17 protein-coding genes and 2 pseudogenes are annotated in these 16,613 nt (G+C 40.7%); 6 read left to right on the top strand and 13 right to left on the bottom strand.

Features of this window, described 5'->3' with window-relative positions; genetic code table 11:
• Window positions 1-59 precede the first annotated feature (59 nt).
• From QWZ05_RS04665 to QWZ05_RS22375, 7 genes and pseudogenes are all read right to left on the bottom strand, one after another.
• Window positions 60-290, bottom strand: a complete 231-nt coding sequence (locus QWZ05_RS04665; RefSeq protein WP_290296854.1) for a helix-turn-helix transcriptional regulator — start codon at window positions 288-290, stop codon at window positions 60-62.
• Entirely contained in the window at window positions 287-847 is a 561-nt protein-coding gene (locus QWZ05_RS04660) for a tyrosine-type recombinase/integrase (protein WP_290296853.1), read from the bottom strand. Before QWZ05_RS04660 ends, QWZ05_RS04665 begins: the two co-directional genes overlap by 4 nt.
• 127 nt (window positions 848-974) lie before the next feature.
• Entirely contained in the window at window positions 975-1,421 is a 447-nt protein-coding gene (locus QWZ05_RS04655; protein ID WP_290296851.1) for a DUF2787 domain-containing protein, read from the bottom strand.
• A 16-nt stretch (window positions 1,422-1,437) separates the two neighbouring features.
• On the bottom strand, window positions 1,438-1,896 hold the full coding sequence (locus QWZ05_RS04650) for a DUF2787 domain-containing protein (protein WP_290296849.1): 459 nt from the start codon (window positions 1,894-1,896) through the stop codon (window positions 1,438-1,440).
• Window positions 1,893-2,369, bottom strand: a complete 477-nt coding sequence (radC, locus tag QWZ05_RS04645; protein ID WP_290296847.1) for a RadC family protein — start codon at window positions 2,367-2,369, stop codon at window positions 1,893-1,895. The genes QWZ05_RS04650 and radC overlap by 4 nt, the downstream gene beginning before the upstream one ends.
• Before the next feature lie 701 nt (window positions 2,370-3,070).
• A pseudogene (locus tag QWZ05_RS04640) lies at window positions 3,071-3,754 on the bottom strand (IS5 family transposase).
• A 22-nt stretch (window positions 3,755-3,776) separates the two neighbouring features.
• Window positions 3,777-3,974 carry a transposase gene (locus QWZ05_RS22375; RefSeq protein ID WP_435433659.1) on the bottom strand — a complete coding sequence of 66 codons (198 nt, stop codon included), beginning with the start codon at window positions 3,972-3,974 and terminating at the stop codon, window positions 3,777-3,779.
• A 584-nt stretch (window positions 3,975-4,558) separates the two neighbouring features.
• Between QWZ05_RS22375 and QWZ05_RS04630 the strand changes: the two are divergent.
• Window positions 4,559-5,593 (top strand): annotated as a pseudogene (locus QWZ05_RS04630) (IS3 family transposase); the annotation flags it as partial.
• Window positions 5,594-7,388: 1,795 nt separating this feature from the next.
• Here the strand turns inward: QWZ05_RS04630 and QWZ05_RS04625 are convergent.
• Window positions 7,389-8,600: an IS256 family transposase gene (locus QWZ05_RS04625; protein ID WP_264876611.1), complete on the bottom strand. Its 1,212-nt coding sequence runs from the start codon at window positions 8,598-8,600 to the stop codon at window positions 7,389-7,391.
• Window positions 8,601-9,053: 453 nt separating this feature from the next.
• Between QWZ05_RS04625 and QWZ05_RS04620 the strand changes: the two genes are divergently transcribed.
• Window positions 9,054-9,422 (top strand): hypothetical protein, encoded by a 369-nt coding sequence (locus tag QWZ05_RS04620; RefSeq protein ID WP_290296845.1) that lies wholly within the window; start codon window positions 9,054-9,056, stop codon window positions 9,420-9,422.
• A complete protein-coding gene (locus tag QWZ05_RS04615) occupies window positions 9,406-10,125 on the top strand; it encodes an EAL domain-containing protein (protein ID WP_290296843.1) in 720 nt (239 codons plus the stop codon). The genes QWZ05_RS04620 and QWZ05_RS04615 overlap by 17 nt, the downstream gene beginning before the upstream one ends.
• 369 nt (window positions 10,126-10,494) lie before the next feature.
• Here QWZ05_RS04615 and QWZ05_RS04610 read toward each other — a convergent pair whose 3' ends face one another.
• Window positions 10,495-10,668, bottom strand: a complete 174-nt coding sequence (locus QWZ05_RS04610; RefSeq protein WP_290296841.1) for a JAB domain-containing protein — start codon at window positions 10,666-10,668, stop codon at window positions 10,495-10,497.
• The gene (locus tag QWZ05_RS04605) at window positions 10,595-10,828 is read right to left on the bottom strand and encodes a JAB domain-containing protein (RefSeq protein WP_290297120.1); all 234 of its coding nucleotides are present in this window, start codon (window positions 10,826-10,828) and stop codon (window positions 10,595-10,597) included. Before QWZ05_RS04605 ends, QWZ05_RS04610 begins: the two co-directional genes overlap by 74 nt.
• Window positions 10,829-11,525: 697 nt before the next feature.
• Between QWZ05_RS04605 and QWZ05_RS04600 the strand changes: the two genes are divergently transcribed.
• Entirely contained in the window at window positions 11,526-12,170 is a 645-nt protein-coding gene (locus tag QWZ05_RS04600; RefSeq protein WP_494338385.1) for a KwaA family protein, read from the top strand.
• On the top strand, window positions 12,171-13,139 hold the full coding sequence (locus QWZ05_RS04595) for a Kiwa anti-phage protein KwaB-like domain-containing protein (RefSeq protein WP_290296838.1): 969 nt from the start codon (window positions 12,171-12,173) through the stop codon (window positions 13,137-13,139). It abuts the gene before it with no gap.
• Between the two features lie 118 nt (window positions 13,140-13,257).
• On the opposite strand, the gene QWZ05_RS04590 is transcribed toward QWZ05_RS04595, so the two are convergent.
• From QWZ05_RS04590 to QWZ05_RS04580, 3 genes are all read right to left on the bottom strand, one after another.
• Window positions 13,258-14,730 (bottom strand): hypothetical protein, encoded by a 1,473-nt coding sequence (locus tag QWZ05_RS04590; RefSeq protein ID WP_290296836.1) that lies wholly within the window; start codon window positions 14,728-14,730, stop codon window positions 13,258-13,260.
• Between the two features lie 194 nt (window positions 14,731-14,924).
• Entirely contained in the window at window positions 14,925-15,914 is a 990-nt protein-coding gene (locus QWZ05_RS04585) for a helix-turn-helix transcriptional regulator (RefSeq protein WP_290296835.1), read from the bottom strand.
• A 129-nt stretch (window positions 15,915-16,043) separates the two neighbouring features.
• Window positions 16,044-16,241, bottom strand: coding sequence for a hypothetical protein (locus QWZ05_RS04580; protein ID WP_290296833.1), 198 nt, complete (start codon window positions 16,239-16,241; stop codon window positions 16,044-16,046).
• A 41-nt stretch (window positions 16,242-16,282) separates the two neighbouring features.
• Here QWZ05_RS04580 and QWZ05_RS04575 point away from each other — a divergent pair, with 41 nt between their 5' ends.
• Window positions 16,283-16,474: an AlpA family transcriptional regulator gene (locus QWZ05_RS04575; protein WP_290296831.1), complete on the top strand. Its 192-nt coding sequence runs from the start codon at window positions 16,283-16,285 to the stop codon at window positions 16,472-16,474.
• Window positions 16,475-16,613 lie beyond the last annotated feature (139 nt).

The following is a 16,613-nucleotide window of genomic DNA, read 5'->3' as shown; positions in this document are numbered from 1 at the left end:
CAGAACACAAAAAAAGAGGTTGTTTAACCTCTTTGAAGGGCACTCGTAGGCCCACTGGCCTACGCTACGATATTGAGATTCCGTTGCTGAATTTTTGCTGTAATCCAATCTTGGACTTCCTCTTCAACCCAAGCAACGGAGCGTTCGCTAAGTGACACTGCTTTAGGAAACTGCCCTTCACTAATACATTTGTACAGAGAAGATCGTGATAGACCAGTAATTCGAATAATCTCTTTCACACGCATGAGGCGACTTGTTACTGGAAACTGTTCAATGGTTTTCGCTTTCATAAGACTAACTCCCTAAAGTCATTGTCGATGTCATCTTGGGTTACACCGATATATCGCAGGGTGATACCCTCAGAGCTATGGCGAAGCATACGCATTACTCGGGCGATGTCCTTGGTGCTTTGGTAAAGGTGGTAACCCCGTGTTTTACGCATGGAGTGCGTACCGAGCGGCAGTTTCACTTCTTCACCTACAGATGCGAAGGCTTTGCTTACTGAGCGTCGGCTAAGTGGTGATGCTGGTTTATTGATGGCTTGTTGATTCCGGTATGACTGGAACAAGTAGATGTGGTGAGGGTTCTCCTCTTTGATGCGATGGATGATCTCCTGGCTTTTGGGGTTTAAGATGATCTGTGCAGTCTTACCTGTTTTTTGCTCTCGAATAGTCAGTTTGTCTTCGTCGATGTCACTGAACTTAATCGACAGTAAATCAGATATACGCAGGGCTAGATTCAAACCGACATTCCAGATGTCGGCCATTTGCTTACTATGCCGTATTTCTAAAAGGTGGCTGATGAGCTTGATAGTCTCGCGACTTTTGACCGCTTGTACTTCTGCCATGGGCTGGTTCCTTTTTTCGATTGAAATGCAGTTTTTGGGATCTTCAGCAGACTAGAAAATCACACTTCCTTTCAGCGCAAGGGTTAGCAAGTTCCCAAAATAGCAAAATGGGAACTTGAGCTTCTAGTCAGGCTGAAACCTCGATTTGATCGAATGCTCCGTCAGATAGGTACTCTAGAAAGTTGCTTTCCCACACTTTGTAGAACTCGGTCACTTCATGTTTGTTCAGTGGACTAGGGGCGAGAAACATTTGTCGAAAGCTGTTCTGTTCAATATTAAAATCGATTTCAACCTCTAGCTCGGGGTAGGGGCCACCGCAATAGGCAAAGTCAGTGATATAACAGAAGTGCCACTGTTGCGCTTCGTCGCGTTGAACTCTTATCTCGACTGGGTGATAACCGCCGCTTTCAGCACCGTAATTGGAGTCACGAAAGTTAATGGTTAAAGAGTTGGATGAGAGTGGGGATGGATGCGCTTGCTGAATGTGTTTATCGATAGCGTTGCATAAGCGATTGGAAACAGGTAAACAACAAGGCTGGAATTGAATCATTTGGCTCTGGGTTTCATTTGGCATTGTAGACCTCCTTGGGTTAACTAGATTGAATGGATGTGTGAGTGGGCGTGTTGATATCAACAAGCGTTGCTTGGATATCGTCAAATGAGCCATTTCGGACTTGTGCTAAGAAAGCACGCTCATAGCTCTTATATAACTCGGTCACTTGAGGCTGGTGGATTTCACAGTGTTGAATATCCGGTTGATAAAACCATCCACGAAGGAAGTTGAAGTAGAGCTCAACGTCTACTTTTGAGGCTTGCTCATCTGGATAAGCAAAGCTGGTGACAAAGACGATATGCCAAGGGTGGTCATTTAATTGGTCGCTAGTGCGATACAGCTGTATCTCAACAGGGTGAAATCCACAACGGTCTCGGTAATAGCTTGATACACGAAAATTAAGGGCGATTCGGTTTGCAAAACTTGGGATGTCTAATTGCTTAGTCAGAGCATTGAGATACCTCACTAAGAGCTGATGCGGCTTAGTTTGACTCATAGCCAGCCTCGCTCAGCGAAAGATACGCACTGCTCACCGACTACGATATGGTCTAACACTCTAACGTCAATCAGAGCGAGTGCATCACATAAGCGAGAGGTTATTCTTCTATCAGACAGGGAAGGTTCGGGTACTCCTGATGGGTGATTGTGACCAAAGATTACAGCAGCGGCATTAGCATCTAAAGCTAGCTTTACGACTTCTCTAGGGTAGATGCTTGCAGCATCAATGGTGCCAGTAAACAGCTCTTCAAAGCGTATTAGTCGATTTTGATTATCCAGTAGCATCACAGCAAAGACTTCTTTGTCGTAATGAGCAAGTTTCATTTGCAGGAATTGCTTACTGGCTTCAGGATTAGCGAACGAACCTTGACGAGCATATTTAGCAGCTAGCATAGATGCGGCTGTTTCTAAAATTTCATGTAACTCGGTAGGGGTGCTTTGGTGATAGTTAAAACAGGGTGATGAGTGCATGGTAACTCCTTTGGTTTAGTAATTGCACCCGGGTAATATGTATTTGAAAAAAAATGGACTGGTATAAAAAGGCAGCCCGACTCAGCCTAGTGCTGAGCGGAGCTGTTTTGGTTTACCCTAATGCCTCTTTTGCTCTTTGCCCAGTTATAGCCAGCGACTACTCAAGGACAAACAACTCGACAGGGCTCTGGACAATACCAGTCCTCCTTACTCATGTAGTAGAAACTTGCACCGATGCCAAAATTAATAAATTTTGTGCGACTATAATTATTATTAAAAATTTAATTTGAAGAAGTATGTTGTATATTTATTTTGACTCCTCTGCAGAGTCTCTCCTTGGGCCTACGCATGATTTTGCCTATCGCTAGGCCCAGTTTTCGATTTTAGTTGTCAAGGTCTTATGCGGCTTAACGTATCAGTCAGATCTGGTTTTTATATCGTACTTAATTACTTGCTCCACGTTTTTTTGTGATTTAGTGGATGATTTTTAAAGGGAAAAAGTAAGTAGGTTTTGGAGCCAGATAGCGCGTGGAAGGGTTTGTAGTGCTATTCAGATGGGAAACCCAACGGTCTAAAGTTTGACCATTCATACAATATACTGAGTTTCAGGATACCAAGCCTATTCAGACTGTTTAGAGCTTTAATCAGGCTTTGTTGCGTAATTCAGATGAGAAACAAAATTGCCTAAAATTGAGTGATTTTCATACAGCGCACTGAGTTTTAGGCATACCAAGTCCTGTAAGCTTGTTCAGCGCCTTAATCATTGCGTAAGTCTCACCAAATCTGAGCGTTGTAATTTCTGAGGCTGAGTTTCCCACCCAACAACTGTTTTACTCGATGCATTGCTGTCTCTAACAGCGTGCGTTTGTGATAGCCATACCGCTTTTTCCACTTCTTGTTGGAGCCGTAGAGCTTCTGACAACCTACTGCTAAATTGCTAGGATGCCCCTATTCTGAGAAGGGCACCCCTTACCTTGCTTTTTGTCTTTCTACTCGTTTTCGCCATAAATCTTCAGTCCAGTAACATCGATGGCTAGATGCTGTATTGCTCCTCTGGTTTTGGTTTTAAATGAAACCTCAACTTCCTTGGCTCGTCGACTAATACAGGTGTAGTGCGGGCAAACAAGCGGAATGTTAGCCAGCTTAAATACTGAGTCTAGAAAACCTTGCAGCGCTCTCAATGGTAGAGAGAATACGCGTTTCACCATCAGAGCAGTAATAATAGCTAAGTCGCTGAATTGGCGAGGTCTACCACGCTTGCCTTGTTTGTTTTGTTTCCACTCAGCTATCGCTTCCTCATCAATCCCAAAAGTTAGAGAGCCTCGGTTGATTAGGGCTTTGTTGTACTGTTTCCAGTTAGGTGTTTTATAACGAGGTTTCGGCATACGGCTACCAAGATTAGCTGTCTTAGTCGATCACATCGTAGCTTCTTGATTTGGTTACATCGAATTGCGCGACAAAGCGGTATTTTACCGGGACGGTCTTTAAATGCATGCTAATACTGGTGTAGTTAGGGGAGCGTAACGGGACATTCATCAAAGTAAATATGGAGTCGATAAAACCTTGAAGTGCACTTAACGGGAGAGAGAATATCCCTTTAATCATCCAAATTGTTTCAATAGCAGTGTTCGAAAATTGAAAGCCTCTACAGCGTTTACTGCCATAGTGGCTTTGCATTGCCTAGCCCAAACGGCTGAGTCATCAATCCAAAATGTCGCTGAGCCTCTTTTCCACATGGCTTCATTGTTCTCACTCCAGTTCGCTATCGTCTTCTTAGATTTACTCTTTACAACACCATACTTCTGCAAAGTGGGTTCAGATCGTAGGACTGAGAAAAGGTTCAATTGACTTAGTCAAGTGTCGCACTTCGCAGTTGAATTCGGGGATACCTTAGTATGATGCCAAAGAAATTAGGAGCAGATATAGACATTACCCAAATAAAAAATAGCCATTTATCTTAAGTAAAAGTGCGAATAATAATTATTATTTTGAGCTGAGTGTAGGTTTGATAGTATAAACATACGCTATATTTTACTTATCAAGATGGTTCTAATGGAGTCATAAAAAGAAATAACCTTACAGATTATGATTATAGCTTTTGTATGAGGGAAAACTGTAGTGGTTTAATGATCCAGGACACCAAATTAGGTGGTAAAGTTTCCACCACAAATTAGGTGTTCAATGACAAAACGACAACGGTTAAAGCTCTGAAGCCTGAGCAGCAGAAGATCTAGGAGTTGGAAGCTAGGATTAGTCGCTTAGAAAGAGAAAAATCGATACTAAAAAGCTACAGCTCTCTTAATGTCGGACGAGCTAGAATGTTCTCGCTAATTTGACCAATTGAGTAAGCATGAGCCGATCAAAATGCTTTGTAAGCTGTTCGATGTCGCGTCCTCCTGTTACTACGAGTTTAAACAGCGTAAACCGGATGCCAATCGCAATCAGTTGACTAGCCGAGTAAAGCAGCTCGTTAACATAAGTCGTGGACAACTAGTAGTCGGACTATTACTTTTATGCTGCAGTCTGAAGGCTTCGATATGGGACGATTCAAAGTACGAAAGTTAATGGAAGAAGCAGAGCTAATGAGCAAACAACCTGGCTCACACCGCTATAAGCAGGCCAAGCTAGAGCGACCAGATATCCCTAATAAGTTGAAGCGTGAGTTCTCTGTTACCACTCCAAATGAAGTTTGGTGTGGCGATATTACTTACATCTGGTCAGGTTCAAAGTGGATCTATCTGGCTGTTGTACTCGACTTATTTAGCCGCCGTGTAGTGGGATGGGCACTAACAGATAAACCCTATGCAGAGTTGACTTGCAAAACCTTAGATATGGCTTGAGAACAACTAGGCCGACCTAGCGGTGTGATGTTCCATTCTGACCAATGATGCCAATATAGTAGCCTTAAATACCGTCAAAGGCTTTGGCGATATCGCATTACTCAGAGTATGAGTCGTCGTGGTAATAGTTGGGACAATGCTCCTATGGAAAGACTATTTAGAAGCTTAAAAACCGAATGGATACCAGCAACTGGCTACCTGACCCAAACGCAAGCAAAGAAGGATATCAGCAATTACTTAATGGATTACTACAACAGGGAACGGCCTCATCAAGTAAACGATGGGCTGTCGCCAGTTACCGCAGAAAATCGTCGTAAACTAGTGTCCGGAATTTGTTTACTACTACAAACAGTGGTCATTACAATGTGTTTTTCTTCTATCTAATTAAGATAATCAAAATTTCCTTATTTAAATGGATTTTTACATTGGTTTTTCTAAAAGTAATTTTCGATATTTTATTGGATAAATGGGGGTTAAATAGTTAGCATTACACTGAGGTAAAGGTTAAGTGTACATAATGGAAGCGCGTTAGTTAGTGAGCTAAGCATGTATTAAGATGAAGTTCTTGTATATTTGAATGTGGTGTTTATATAATTCTGGCTTTTCATGCTTTGATTTCTAGTATGTGGGGGGGTATAAATTTAGCTGGTGAGTTTATCGGTTGATAATTTAACTTGTTAAGGGTGATAAAGCGCGAAATTGGATGGTAAACAAGGTAGAAGTAGGATCGATTTTTGTCGGGAGTATTTTGTCGTGAGGAGTATTGACTATGTTCAGTTGGTGTTTTTTATTGGGAGTACTATGAGGCGAGTTAGTATTGAATGAGATTAACATTAGAAAGTTTCGTTTTTTGTCCAATTTGTAGTAATTTTAGTTTCTACAAATTTTCTGACAAGAATATTGCAGAGAAATTATTTTTCTCCACTTGGATAAAGTGTCAATGTATCAATTGTAACAGTAAGTTCTATAGAGTGTCGGAAGAGGGAAATATAGAAGAGATTAGACTAATTATCTTACCTGTTATATCAGATGCAACGTGGTTAGAGATAAATTAGTATGGGATCGCATGGGTGGGGTGGTTAAATAGAAGAAAAATATACTATATGGCTTATTGTGGGTGTTATTAAGCCTATGTGGGAGGGTGTTTAAAGTCACGCATTGTGTTAATGTTATGGCAAGGAAGTATAGTGTTAGATAAAAATTAATTGGCTAATCTTTACATCAGCCACAGTTTTTTGCATGAAGGCGCCTAGTGTTGCGATTTTACATTTTATAGAAAGCTAATCGAAAAAAGTGTGATGATTATTGATGTAAATGTTAATAATAACTAGTGTAAATTGTCGGCAATTAAGCCGTATGATAGTTTATATGCAAAAAAAAACTCATCTAAAATTGAAATAGATGAGTTGGCAAAGACCAAAGGTTGTCTTAAAATTTAAGGTGTCTTATGAAGACAAATTGATGATACAGTGTAATGATTTTAATTGTTGATTAATGAGTATTATTATAGCGTTAGGTTTAATTTGATACGATAATGCGTATTAATAAATCAATAGCAATGTACTATCCACCAGATGAGATTTTGCTGTGGAATAGAGTTGTACACGTAACTTATACGTACGTGCTTCCTATAAAGAAATTCGAAAACTGTCTAAGCTCGAACGGCAAATAAAATTGGTTCTATACTATTACAGGTATCCATTGGTGAATATCTACTTATCTTAAATAAGTAGATATTCACTTCATGATAAGAACACTCAGCAAACTAACTGGGATAAGTACGCTCGAAATTTAGTATGTTCTTTTATATATGTTTGATTTAGTTAGTGTTAAATCTCAAAGTTCAATTAGGCAACAGAGTCTTCTATATGCCCACATTTGTGAGTACAAAAATGATTACTTGGCGAAATGCGTCTTTGAGATAACAAAATTCAAATAGAATTTAATAATTATTAAATTCTATTTGAATGAAGTGAGTTACATTATATATAACTCCGTTGGGTCAAGTTAGTGACCTTGAGTATTTGAATGCCTTACGCAACATGCATTGATTTTTTTGTCTATAATCCAGTTATCTAATCTCTGTCAATTTGATACAAATAACTTGTGGTCTGGCAATTACAAGAATTATCGGAGAATTGAAACGGAGAGGCTGTAACAGATTCTGTGTAACTGCCGTTTAGTTAATATGTTTCTCCAGGCGTTCCTCGAACTCGATAATAAACCGACTCATAGCTTGGCGCCAGTTTTGAATAGGCATTGTCCATTTCTTACTGGCGTCTTTGATTGCTAGATATACCATTTTGGTTGCGGCCTCATCATTCGGGAAGATCTTACGCTTTTTAAGTGCCTTGCGGATCACGCTATTGAGGGACTCAATTGCATTGGTCGTGTAAATAGCTCTACGAATATCTTCTGGGTAGCTAAAAAGGGTGTTGAGATTTTGCCAGTGATTGCGCCAAGACTTGGAGATTTGCGGATACTGGCTATCCCAGACTTCACCAAAGCGCTCCAGTTCAAGTAGAGCCTCATCTTCGGTAGCTGAGCGATACACTCGCTTCAGGTCGGCTGTGACCGCCTTGTAGTCCTTCCAAGACACATACTTCAATGAGTTCCGCACCATATGGACGATGCAAAGCTGAATATGTGTTTGCGGGAAGACGGTGTTGATCGCATCGGGAAAACCCTTCAAGCCATCGACACACGCGATAAGAATATCTTCAACGCCACGTTGATTGAGTTCGGTTAGAACGCTCAGCCAAAACTTAGCCCCCTCATTTTCGGCTATCCACATGCCCATGAGTTCTTTCTGACCATCGGTGTTAATGCCTAAAGCAAGGAAGATCGATTTATTGATAATGCGTTTGTCTTGGCGGATTTTGACCACAATGCAGTCGAGGTAAACGATAGGATAGATGGCATCAAGCGGCCTAGATTGCCACTCCACGATTTCCTCCATCACTGCATTTGTGACGCGCGAAACTAGGCTGGGTGATATCTCTGCTCCGTACCACTCGTCAAAAGCATTCACTATATCGCGTGTGCTCATGCCCTGCGCATAAAGCCACAAGATCTTGTCATCCATAGAGGTAAATCGTGTTTGATGCTTTTTGACTAACTTGGGGTCAAAAGAACCAAGACGGTCGCGAGGGGTATCGAGTTCAAATTCGCCGTCTTCTGTTTTTACACGCTTGGTGCTCTTTCCATTACGGCTATTTTGGGATTTTGAGGGTTTGTGCTTTTCGTAGCCAAGATGCTCTTCCATTTCAGCGTTGAGCGCCGCCTCAACAGTGATCTTTTTGAGCATCTGGCTGAACTCAGTTAAGTCATCGGGAGTTTTAATTCCCTTTGCAGCTTCTTTAGCAAAAGCTTCAAGTGCTTTCTTATCCATGTGCCTATCCTTAGCCATTAAGGCTTTAAGTTTAGACAGTTACACAGAATTTAGGACAGTCTCGAAACGGATCTTAATGCAGAAAAAGTCAGCGCACATGCGCTTGAATAAATGCTTTATATTACATTTTAATTACTATTCCCGCAGATTCTAATTTTTTCTCTTCAAGGTTATGAATTTTCGTTTCCCGCTTTGGTGTCGCGTTATGACCTATTCTAGTGGTTGCTATAGTGTTATATATGTACCATGCTTAAGTGTAGATGTAGACTAAGTCAATCAAAAACACTGTTTTCTAGCCCTTGCTTAAGGTTTGTAGTGGGCACAATCAATAATAATTATTATTAATTGTGCCCTGTGATTTATTAAATATAATATTTGTCATGCTAACATTTTAGAGGAAGCTAGGTTAGTTAAAGGTCAACCATTTTTGGCTAGTTGTTCGTAAGGTGTACAATGGAATGTAAGAATTGCATGGACTGTACTGTATGTCCAGAAATAAAAGAAATAGAAGATAGATTTTCATTAGTGCTCGAGAGGGTAAATGGCCGTATCATCGATAATAATAGTGAGATATTGTGGAGTGAGTCATCAGTTAGGTTTTTATGCTTATTGTCTCATGAAGTGGTTGGTACAATTTTCAGTAAGGGTAAAATAAAGGATTTTATATGGTTTGGTGAGCCAATAAGTGAGAGCAGTTTATTGCAAGTAGTACACTTGGTGAGGAGGAACTTGTATGGTGGTAATTTAGAAATAATTAATGTCAGGGGATTGGGATATGCCCTTATTAATAAGGAAGGTTTAGTTAATGTGTCAGCAAATTAATAGATTTATTGAAGGGTTTAGCAGTAAAAGTACTCTGTATCAATATAAAACTCAAAGTATATGTGATTTTAATGGAGGTGTTCTAGGATATGAATTACTTATAGATAACTCTTCCAGTATAGAAGTTGAGATTGTTTTGGGTATGAATGTACATAAAGATATAACTTTTTCATCTTCTGCAAATAATCTTATTGATAGGTTAAAAGACGCAGTTATAAATAGTGATTTTGTGGATCTTAATGGCAAGAAAGTATTTATTAATATAGAGCGGAGTAACTTATGTGATATTACTTTAATTGCTAGGTTGATCGAGTTGAAAGGTTTGTTAGTTCGCTATAACTCAGCCTTAGTTGTCGAAATTACAGAAAGAAATACTTGTGGTGCTTGTGTGAGAATACTTTCTGGATTGGCTTTACTTAAGGATAATGGCATTTCTTTAGCTGCTGACGATTTTGATGTGTATAATGGTGATTTTAGGGAGGAAGAAGTAAGTATGGGGATATATGATTATATAAAAATCCGTGCTCCCAAAACCTGTTATGAAATTGGTAAAGTGGTTTCAAGTCTAGAGCATATCAAAGAACGTGTGATTTTGGAGATGGTGGAGTCGGCGGAAGTATTAAAGTCAATATCATATTTTTCTTCTAATGTTTATGGCTTGCAAGGATACTACTTTGATTTAGGCAAGCCAGTTTCCATTTAGTTGCATTTATGGTTTTGACAATAGATGAACTTGACTGTTGAAATTAAATTACAAGGAATTGTCTATTGAATTTATGGAAAAAAGAAAAGTATATTCATTTATAGTTAGTGTTGCCTCAGTTTTTTTATATTTGTTATTGATTTTGTTCTTGTTTTTTTTGACTTTCTAGTGGTGGGCATTGTCTTATCGCAAGGTGGAAATGTACTTTGTAATAGCAACACTATTAATTGTCGAAAGATGATGTTCATGTGTTGTAATTGACTTTGAGAAATTACTTTAATTCGAGGGGAGCCCTCCACTATGACCATCTCGTAGAGTGTAGTTTTAGTAATTACATGCTCTATTTTTTGGCCTTGTTGTATCATCGCTTTATGTTTCTATGCTAGACACAGTAGCGACTTTTCTGGATAAGCACTGCTCACCGACTACGATATGATGCAGCGTTCTAACGTCAATAAGAGTGAGCTCATCACATAAGCGTGTTGTAATTCGTTTGCCTGATTGGGAAGGTTCGGGTACTACTGATGGGTGGCCAATGACCATAGCAGCGCATTAGCTCTAAAGCTAGCTTTAACAACCTCTCTGGGATTGATATCAATAGGGCTATAGTGCCAGTAAACAGCTGTTCGAAGCAGATCAGTTGGTTTTGATTGTCGAGTAGTATGATTCCAAACACCTCTTTATCATGGTGTGCCAGTTTCATTTGAAGGTTAAGTTTGATGGATTCCAGGTTCGGGAAGGTGTCTTGGTGAGTATATTTGGCAGGCAACATAGATGCGACAGTTTCTAGAATTTGTCGTAGTTCGGTTGGCCGACTATTAAAATAACTAGGTGAGGTTCTGAGTGCATGAGTTTTCCTTCCTTTGGGTCATTGCACTCAGGTAATGTGTATCTTAAAAATATGGGTCGATATAGAAAAGCAGCGTGCTTTGTACAATAAAAGGCAAAGCTGCTTAGGTTTACTTACCGTCCTGCTTTTGAGCCCAGTTGTAGCCAGCAATGACCCCGAGAACAAAAAGCTCAACAAGGCTCTTAGTCGCGGCGATATGGACCATACCAGTCCTCCTTACTCATGTAGTAGAAACCTGCACCGACGACAAAGCCAGCTAGAAATGCGAAAGGCATGGATACCTCCTTGGTAATTTGAATAGTACCAGAAATAATCTGGTGTGAAACAGTAGTCCAGGATGGTGACTACAAGCAGGTAATATGTGACTGAAAAAAAGTGGAGTAATGACATTAACATGTTGTTCGATTCATTATTTACTACTGCGTTGAAAAGAGCGTTGCCTTGGGGCGGCTATATCCGGTTTTCAGTCAATAGTTAGGTAGGGGAAAATGTTAGTGTCCATGCCGTAGGGCTAGAGTAGCTATGTTGCATATGATTTCCTCAAAATACAATGGTTATTATAAGGGAGAGCGTTATTAAAAGAAAAAGTAAGACCAGGCTCTTTTCTTCCGTTGCTATCTTTCTTAGTGGCTATACACCGTTGTTTTTCATCATGATCATCAAGGATGTGAAGAAGGTAGTTTGGTTCGAGCATGTGCTGGAAAATCCATTTTTTATGCTCACAAAGATTAAGGTGCCTTACTTCGTTGAGTTTGGAAATGATGGAATCGTTATTTCACTCTTAATTTTGTCCGTGAGTAGCTTGATTTTCCTTGGCTATATACTGCGCAATGTCACAAAAATGCCTTTTGATATAGAGGTGATTGCCGCCAAAAGTAGGTCTAGTGAAGTCGTGAATTATACCATTCCATACATGATTTCTTTTGTCGCTTTTGACCTTGGCAAGTGGCAAGACATTGTTTCGTTATTTTTGTTTTTGTCAGTTTTATGTTTGCTATCTGTGCGCAGTCAGAGTGTGTTTATCAACCCTATCTTGGCGGCACTTGGCTATGGCTTGTATGACTGTAAGTACAATGAGGCGGGCAATGAAAAGGAATGCGTAATGTTGTCGAAGCATGATTTGTTGGCAGGCAATAGCGAAAGTTATGTAAAGCTCAACAACTATATGGGAATCGTTTCTAGTAAAGGTGATTAGATGCAAGAAAAGTTGCAAGTTTTAGAGGGTATTCAAGGGATTGATTTTGATGCACTCTCTGTTAGGTTGTGGGTGGTTAAAAAAAGCACTAAGGCGGGAAAGCACTCATACAGAGTTCTTAGCGCCTCAATTAGTGGCTTAGACTCAGATTTAGCCTCAACGTTGCGTAAGTTTTTTTGTGGCGTAGAAAATCATGTAGAGCCAATTCGAGAATTATCAGCCTACTGCGCTCTAACAGTCGATACTGATGAGGACAGAGCTCTGGTTCACTCTGTAATGGACACTGATTTTTCCACTGTTATAGAGAAGATACGCTTAGGAGCAGATAATGAGCCAGTTACAAATATTAATGAGTTTCATAATGCCTGGGCGTTAGTCGTAGAGTTTACCCTCGGCGAGCATAAGTTTTTTGCCTTTTCTAAGGTCAAGGGGGGCTGGAACCTGAAAAGGGTCTCGACAGTTTCCAGTTGGACGTTTGCGGATGGTGACTTTAAAAAAATTGATGTTGGAAATACTTTCTCGTTTAGAGATTATTTTGATTTTGTTTCATATGGTGACGATGTCTTTATCCGTGATAAGGCAAACTATGAGCTAGGGTTAAATATCCGAGAGGGTCTTGAAGCCAAGCGCGACCTTCTAGTGGATGCTCTTGCTGAGAACGGCATTATTACCTCAGTTGACGACTTGAAAATAGCAATAGGGTCCAATAAAACGCTCTTACGTAGGTTAGTTGCAGCGGAAGAAACACGTTACTTTGAAGACCAACAGTTCATTGAAGATATGAAACTGATCATTGCAGAGCATCAATGGAGGATCGACGTCGATGATGATGGTAAGTTTATCGTTGACGAGAATAATATCGATTTATTCTTGAAGTTAATCAATGATAAACGCTTTATATCGTTGATTAAGAAGCAAATGGTAGATGCAGATCGGGTTGAAATTGTGGCAACAGAAAGCAACGGTTAATGTTGTTCAATTGTCTATAACTCTAACTTGGTGTAGTAGACGACATAGAAAGAAGCCTGCGCTACTTTCTATGTCAATTTTGGTTATTACCATGGCAACTTAACGGGGTGGAGCGACTCTATTTGGTACAGTCGTAGAATCCACCATTACCATTGGTACACTCATACCAGAATGTGCCATCGGCAAATTCATGATAGAAGAAATAATCCGAGTAGCCTCCATTGGGCATTGTCTTATAAAAGTTCAGGCGATGCTCGATGGTAAAGCCGCCATCTTCATGGTTAGCTCGCTCATCCCATTGCCATTTATCAGAGCCCACACTGTTTTGATTACCCCACTCTAGAGGCAATTGAGACATGTCTGCGATAAATGCATCACGGTCTAAGCCTGCAAGGTTGTCATGAAAGTTGGTCCAGTGAGTATACTCGGAAGGAGCCTCTTTCTCCCACAAGTACCAAGTCCTCAGTTGATTGATCCCCAAATCACGAATCCCAGTTTCTAGTAAGGTAGAGTTGAAAAAGCTCATGTCGCTGTAACCAAACTCTTCACACTCTTTTAAGGTTGTGCCATTCCTAGCTTTTTGGTTTTCAATAAAGTAGAAGTGAGGGGTGTCTTCGGTAAAGATGGTTTCCCCAATAGTACAAGTTGACGAAAAGTCGTTGTGCTGAGTGAAGTATCGACGAAGCCCTACCGTTCCAAAGTCATGGAGCTCATTAATATCGTACCGTTTTAGATACCACTTAACTACGGTCTCCCAGTCATCGTCTAAAATATCGACGCGTTCACGATAGTTCAATCCATCATCGATAATGGCTGACTTGTACCATAAAAGCTCGCTGGCTTGGTTGAGGTTTCGAGGATCGTTAATGTAGTATGCGACACTGACATCGGCATCTGGGTGACTTTGCTCCAGTTGTAAGGTTTCATCGAAAGACTTACGGATTGCAATCATCAGATCTTGCGCAAGTTCGTAAACTTCAGGGTGACCAGAAGCGATATAGTCACTCCACAGTTTTTCTTCACTCATGTTGAAGTTGTGTACAAGATCATCAGTGAGAGTGCGCATAGCGCTACTGATGCTTGATTTCATTGACTCATCATTTTTTACCAGCTCACAGCTGTAAGCTTCCTCTTTTTGAATTTCGACGCTACGAGCGGCACTATCCCAAAGAACGGTACTGAGTGGGGTGATATTGAGTGACTCTCCATGCTTATCGCTGTCATATACGAACGTGGGCGGAAAACGCAGCGTATATGGCTCTTTTACAATACCGAGATCTTCATCGACAGCTCCAACAGGGACATCAACAATGAGTGGAACATAATCTAAACAGCTTTGCTGCTCAGTAGTCAGGTTGCTTATATCAATGTCGAAAGCCCCACCCTCGGTAGTAATCGAGTAAGGCATAGTTGGGTCGAATGTTTTATCACCATTGAAATCGTAGAACACGGTAGCACCGACGATATACCCATCAATAGCACGGCCCGATATATTGGTGCGCGGCTCACTAGGATTCGTGTCGCCGTCACTACCTCCACAGCCAGAGATAAGAGCACTCGTAACAAGCGCAGAAACGAGAGTTTTTCGCATAGAAAGGTCCTTTTAATTTAGGGAAAACAGGATAATTGAGCTATTAACTAATCATCTATGAATCAATGACTAATAGTCGTAGTTCGAAGACGTGAATTTACGAGTCAGGTTTAAAACAATAAATTTAATGTAATGCCTGCACAGTTACTGAGGGTATCAGTTGGTTAGGCATCTGGTGTCGCAGCTAGAGGTGATTAGCTTAGAGTGCTTGATGGTCGAGATTGAGGTTGAGACCTGTCTATCGATGGCAATGTTACCTTCTTGACACTAGTGATATGCTTTTTGTGTGCCTCTAGCCAGGCCATAAATGGCAATGTATTTGAAACCGTCGCAGTCACATGTAAGAGCGAACATTGATCTAAGATGCGTTGATCTTCAGAAAGCGGAGCATGGTAGAGGTGTTCTCCCGCTTGTTTGGTAATGGTGAACTCAATCGTGTAACTGTCGCAATACTTGCGAGCGTATGCCGTAAGTTCATGATGCAGATCAAAATCACGAGGGTAGCCGAATATGAACGTTGACAGTGTTGCTTTGTGTACTTGGCCAATATCAATAAAAGTCGTGTTTTTTGCTCCTTGTTTATAACACACCAACATCAATGTATTACTTTGCTGTACAAGGCCCAAAGGCATGACATTTTTTCGATGTGGGCTCTCTTTCGTACCACATTGCAGGCTTAACCAGCGATTGTGGTAGAGTCCTTGGCCTATGACAGCATAGATATCAGCACTGATATTCTTGCTTAACTTAGCAGTGTTCTGGAAGACCACTTTTTTGAGCCATTGAGATTCTTTTGAATCTTGAGCTAGCGATCTGAGGCGATAGTTTGCGTCTTCGAACAAAGTATGAAGAGTGTTTGATACGTTTGGAGGGATTAAGTAATGAATATGAGACTCAGCCAAGCATAGCAGTAATGCTTCGTGAATGGTGAATCCAATAAGCGCTTTATGCTGTTTTCGTTGGTAGCCATAGGGCTTATCACGATCATCGCGTTCAATATCAAAGTATTCGAGCAACACATCAAGGTTGCGTTGAATAGTTCGAATATCACGATGAATACCGACTTCTTCTAAGTGTGCTTTAAGTTCGGAGGCGGTGACTTTGTGCCCATAAGGAATGCGCTTATAGAGCTCTAGAGCGAGAACCATATGCTGGCGAGTGCTCACATGAGTCGTTTTACTCATATGCTCACCTAAGTTGAAGTTAGTCTAAATACGAGGGGAAGCATGTAGCCGAGCGCCTGCTATAAATAGGCAAGGTGACTGGTTTTGGTTGGTAATGTTGCTCTTAGGTACATGCGGCTCTCCGAAAGCTTACTTAGGCGGGCCGATTGTATTGTGCTGTGCGGCATCTGGTGTCGGATCAAACGCCAAAATAGCGCTTTGTTCTTGTGCTCTATGTTGAGGGGGCATATCAGCATGGTCTTCTCCTATGTTTGAAAATGCATAGGAGTGATATGTATCTGAAAAATTGTTGAGTAGTTGCTTCTGCCAGTACGTAAATTTGCGCATTTTTTCTTCATCTCATGAGTGAAACCACACAGGACAGAATCATGAGATTAATCAAACTAAAAGAAGTCATCGCAGTAACAGGCCTATCACGTTCATCCATCTATAAGTACATGGATGAAAGGCAGTTTCCACAGTCTGTTTCGTTAGGTGAACGTTCGGTTGCTTGGGTTGAAGAGGAGGTCCAAGATTGGATCTTGGAAAGAATAGCTGAGCGAGATCAGCAAGCAGGATAATCATGCAAATTAGCATAGAGGGAGCGACTAGCTCCCTCTATGCTGTCTTAGGACTTTCGGTGATAAGTTTCAGCTATATTTAGTCGGTCACCAATAGTGGGGTCGTCAAAATTGGATCTAGCAGAATCAGAGTAAGCAG

The organism is Vibrio agarivorans, from assembly GCF_030409635.1.
GTDB lineage: Bacteria > Pseudomonadota > Gammaproteobacteria > Enterobacterales > Vibrionaceae > Vibrio > Vibrio agarivorans.
This window is presented reverse-complemented; position numbering and strand designations above follow the sequence as displayed.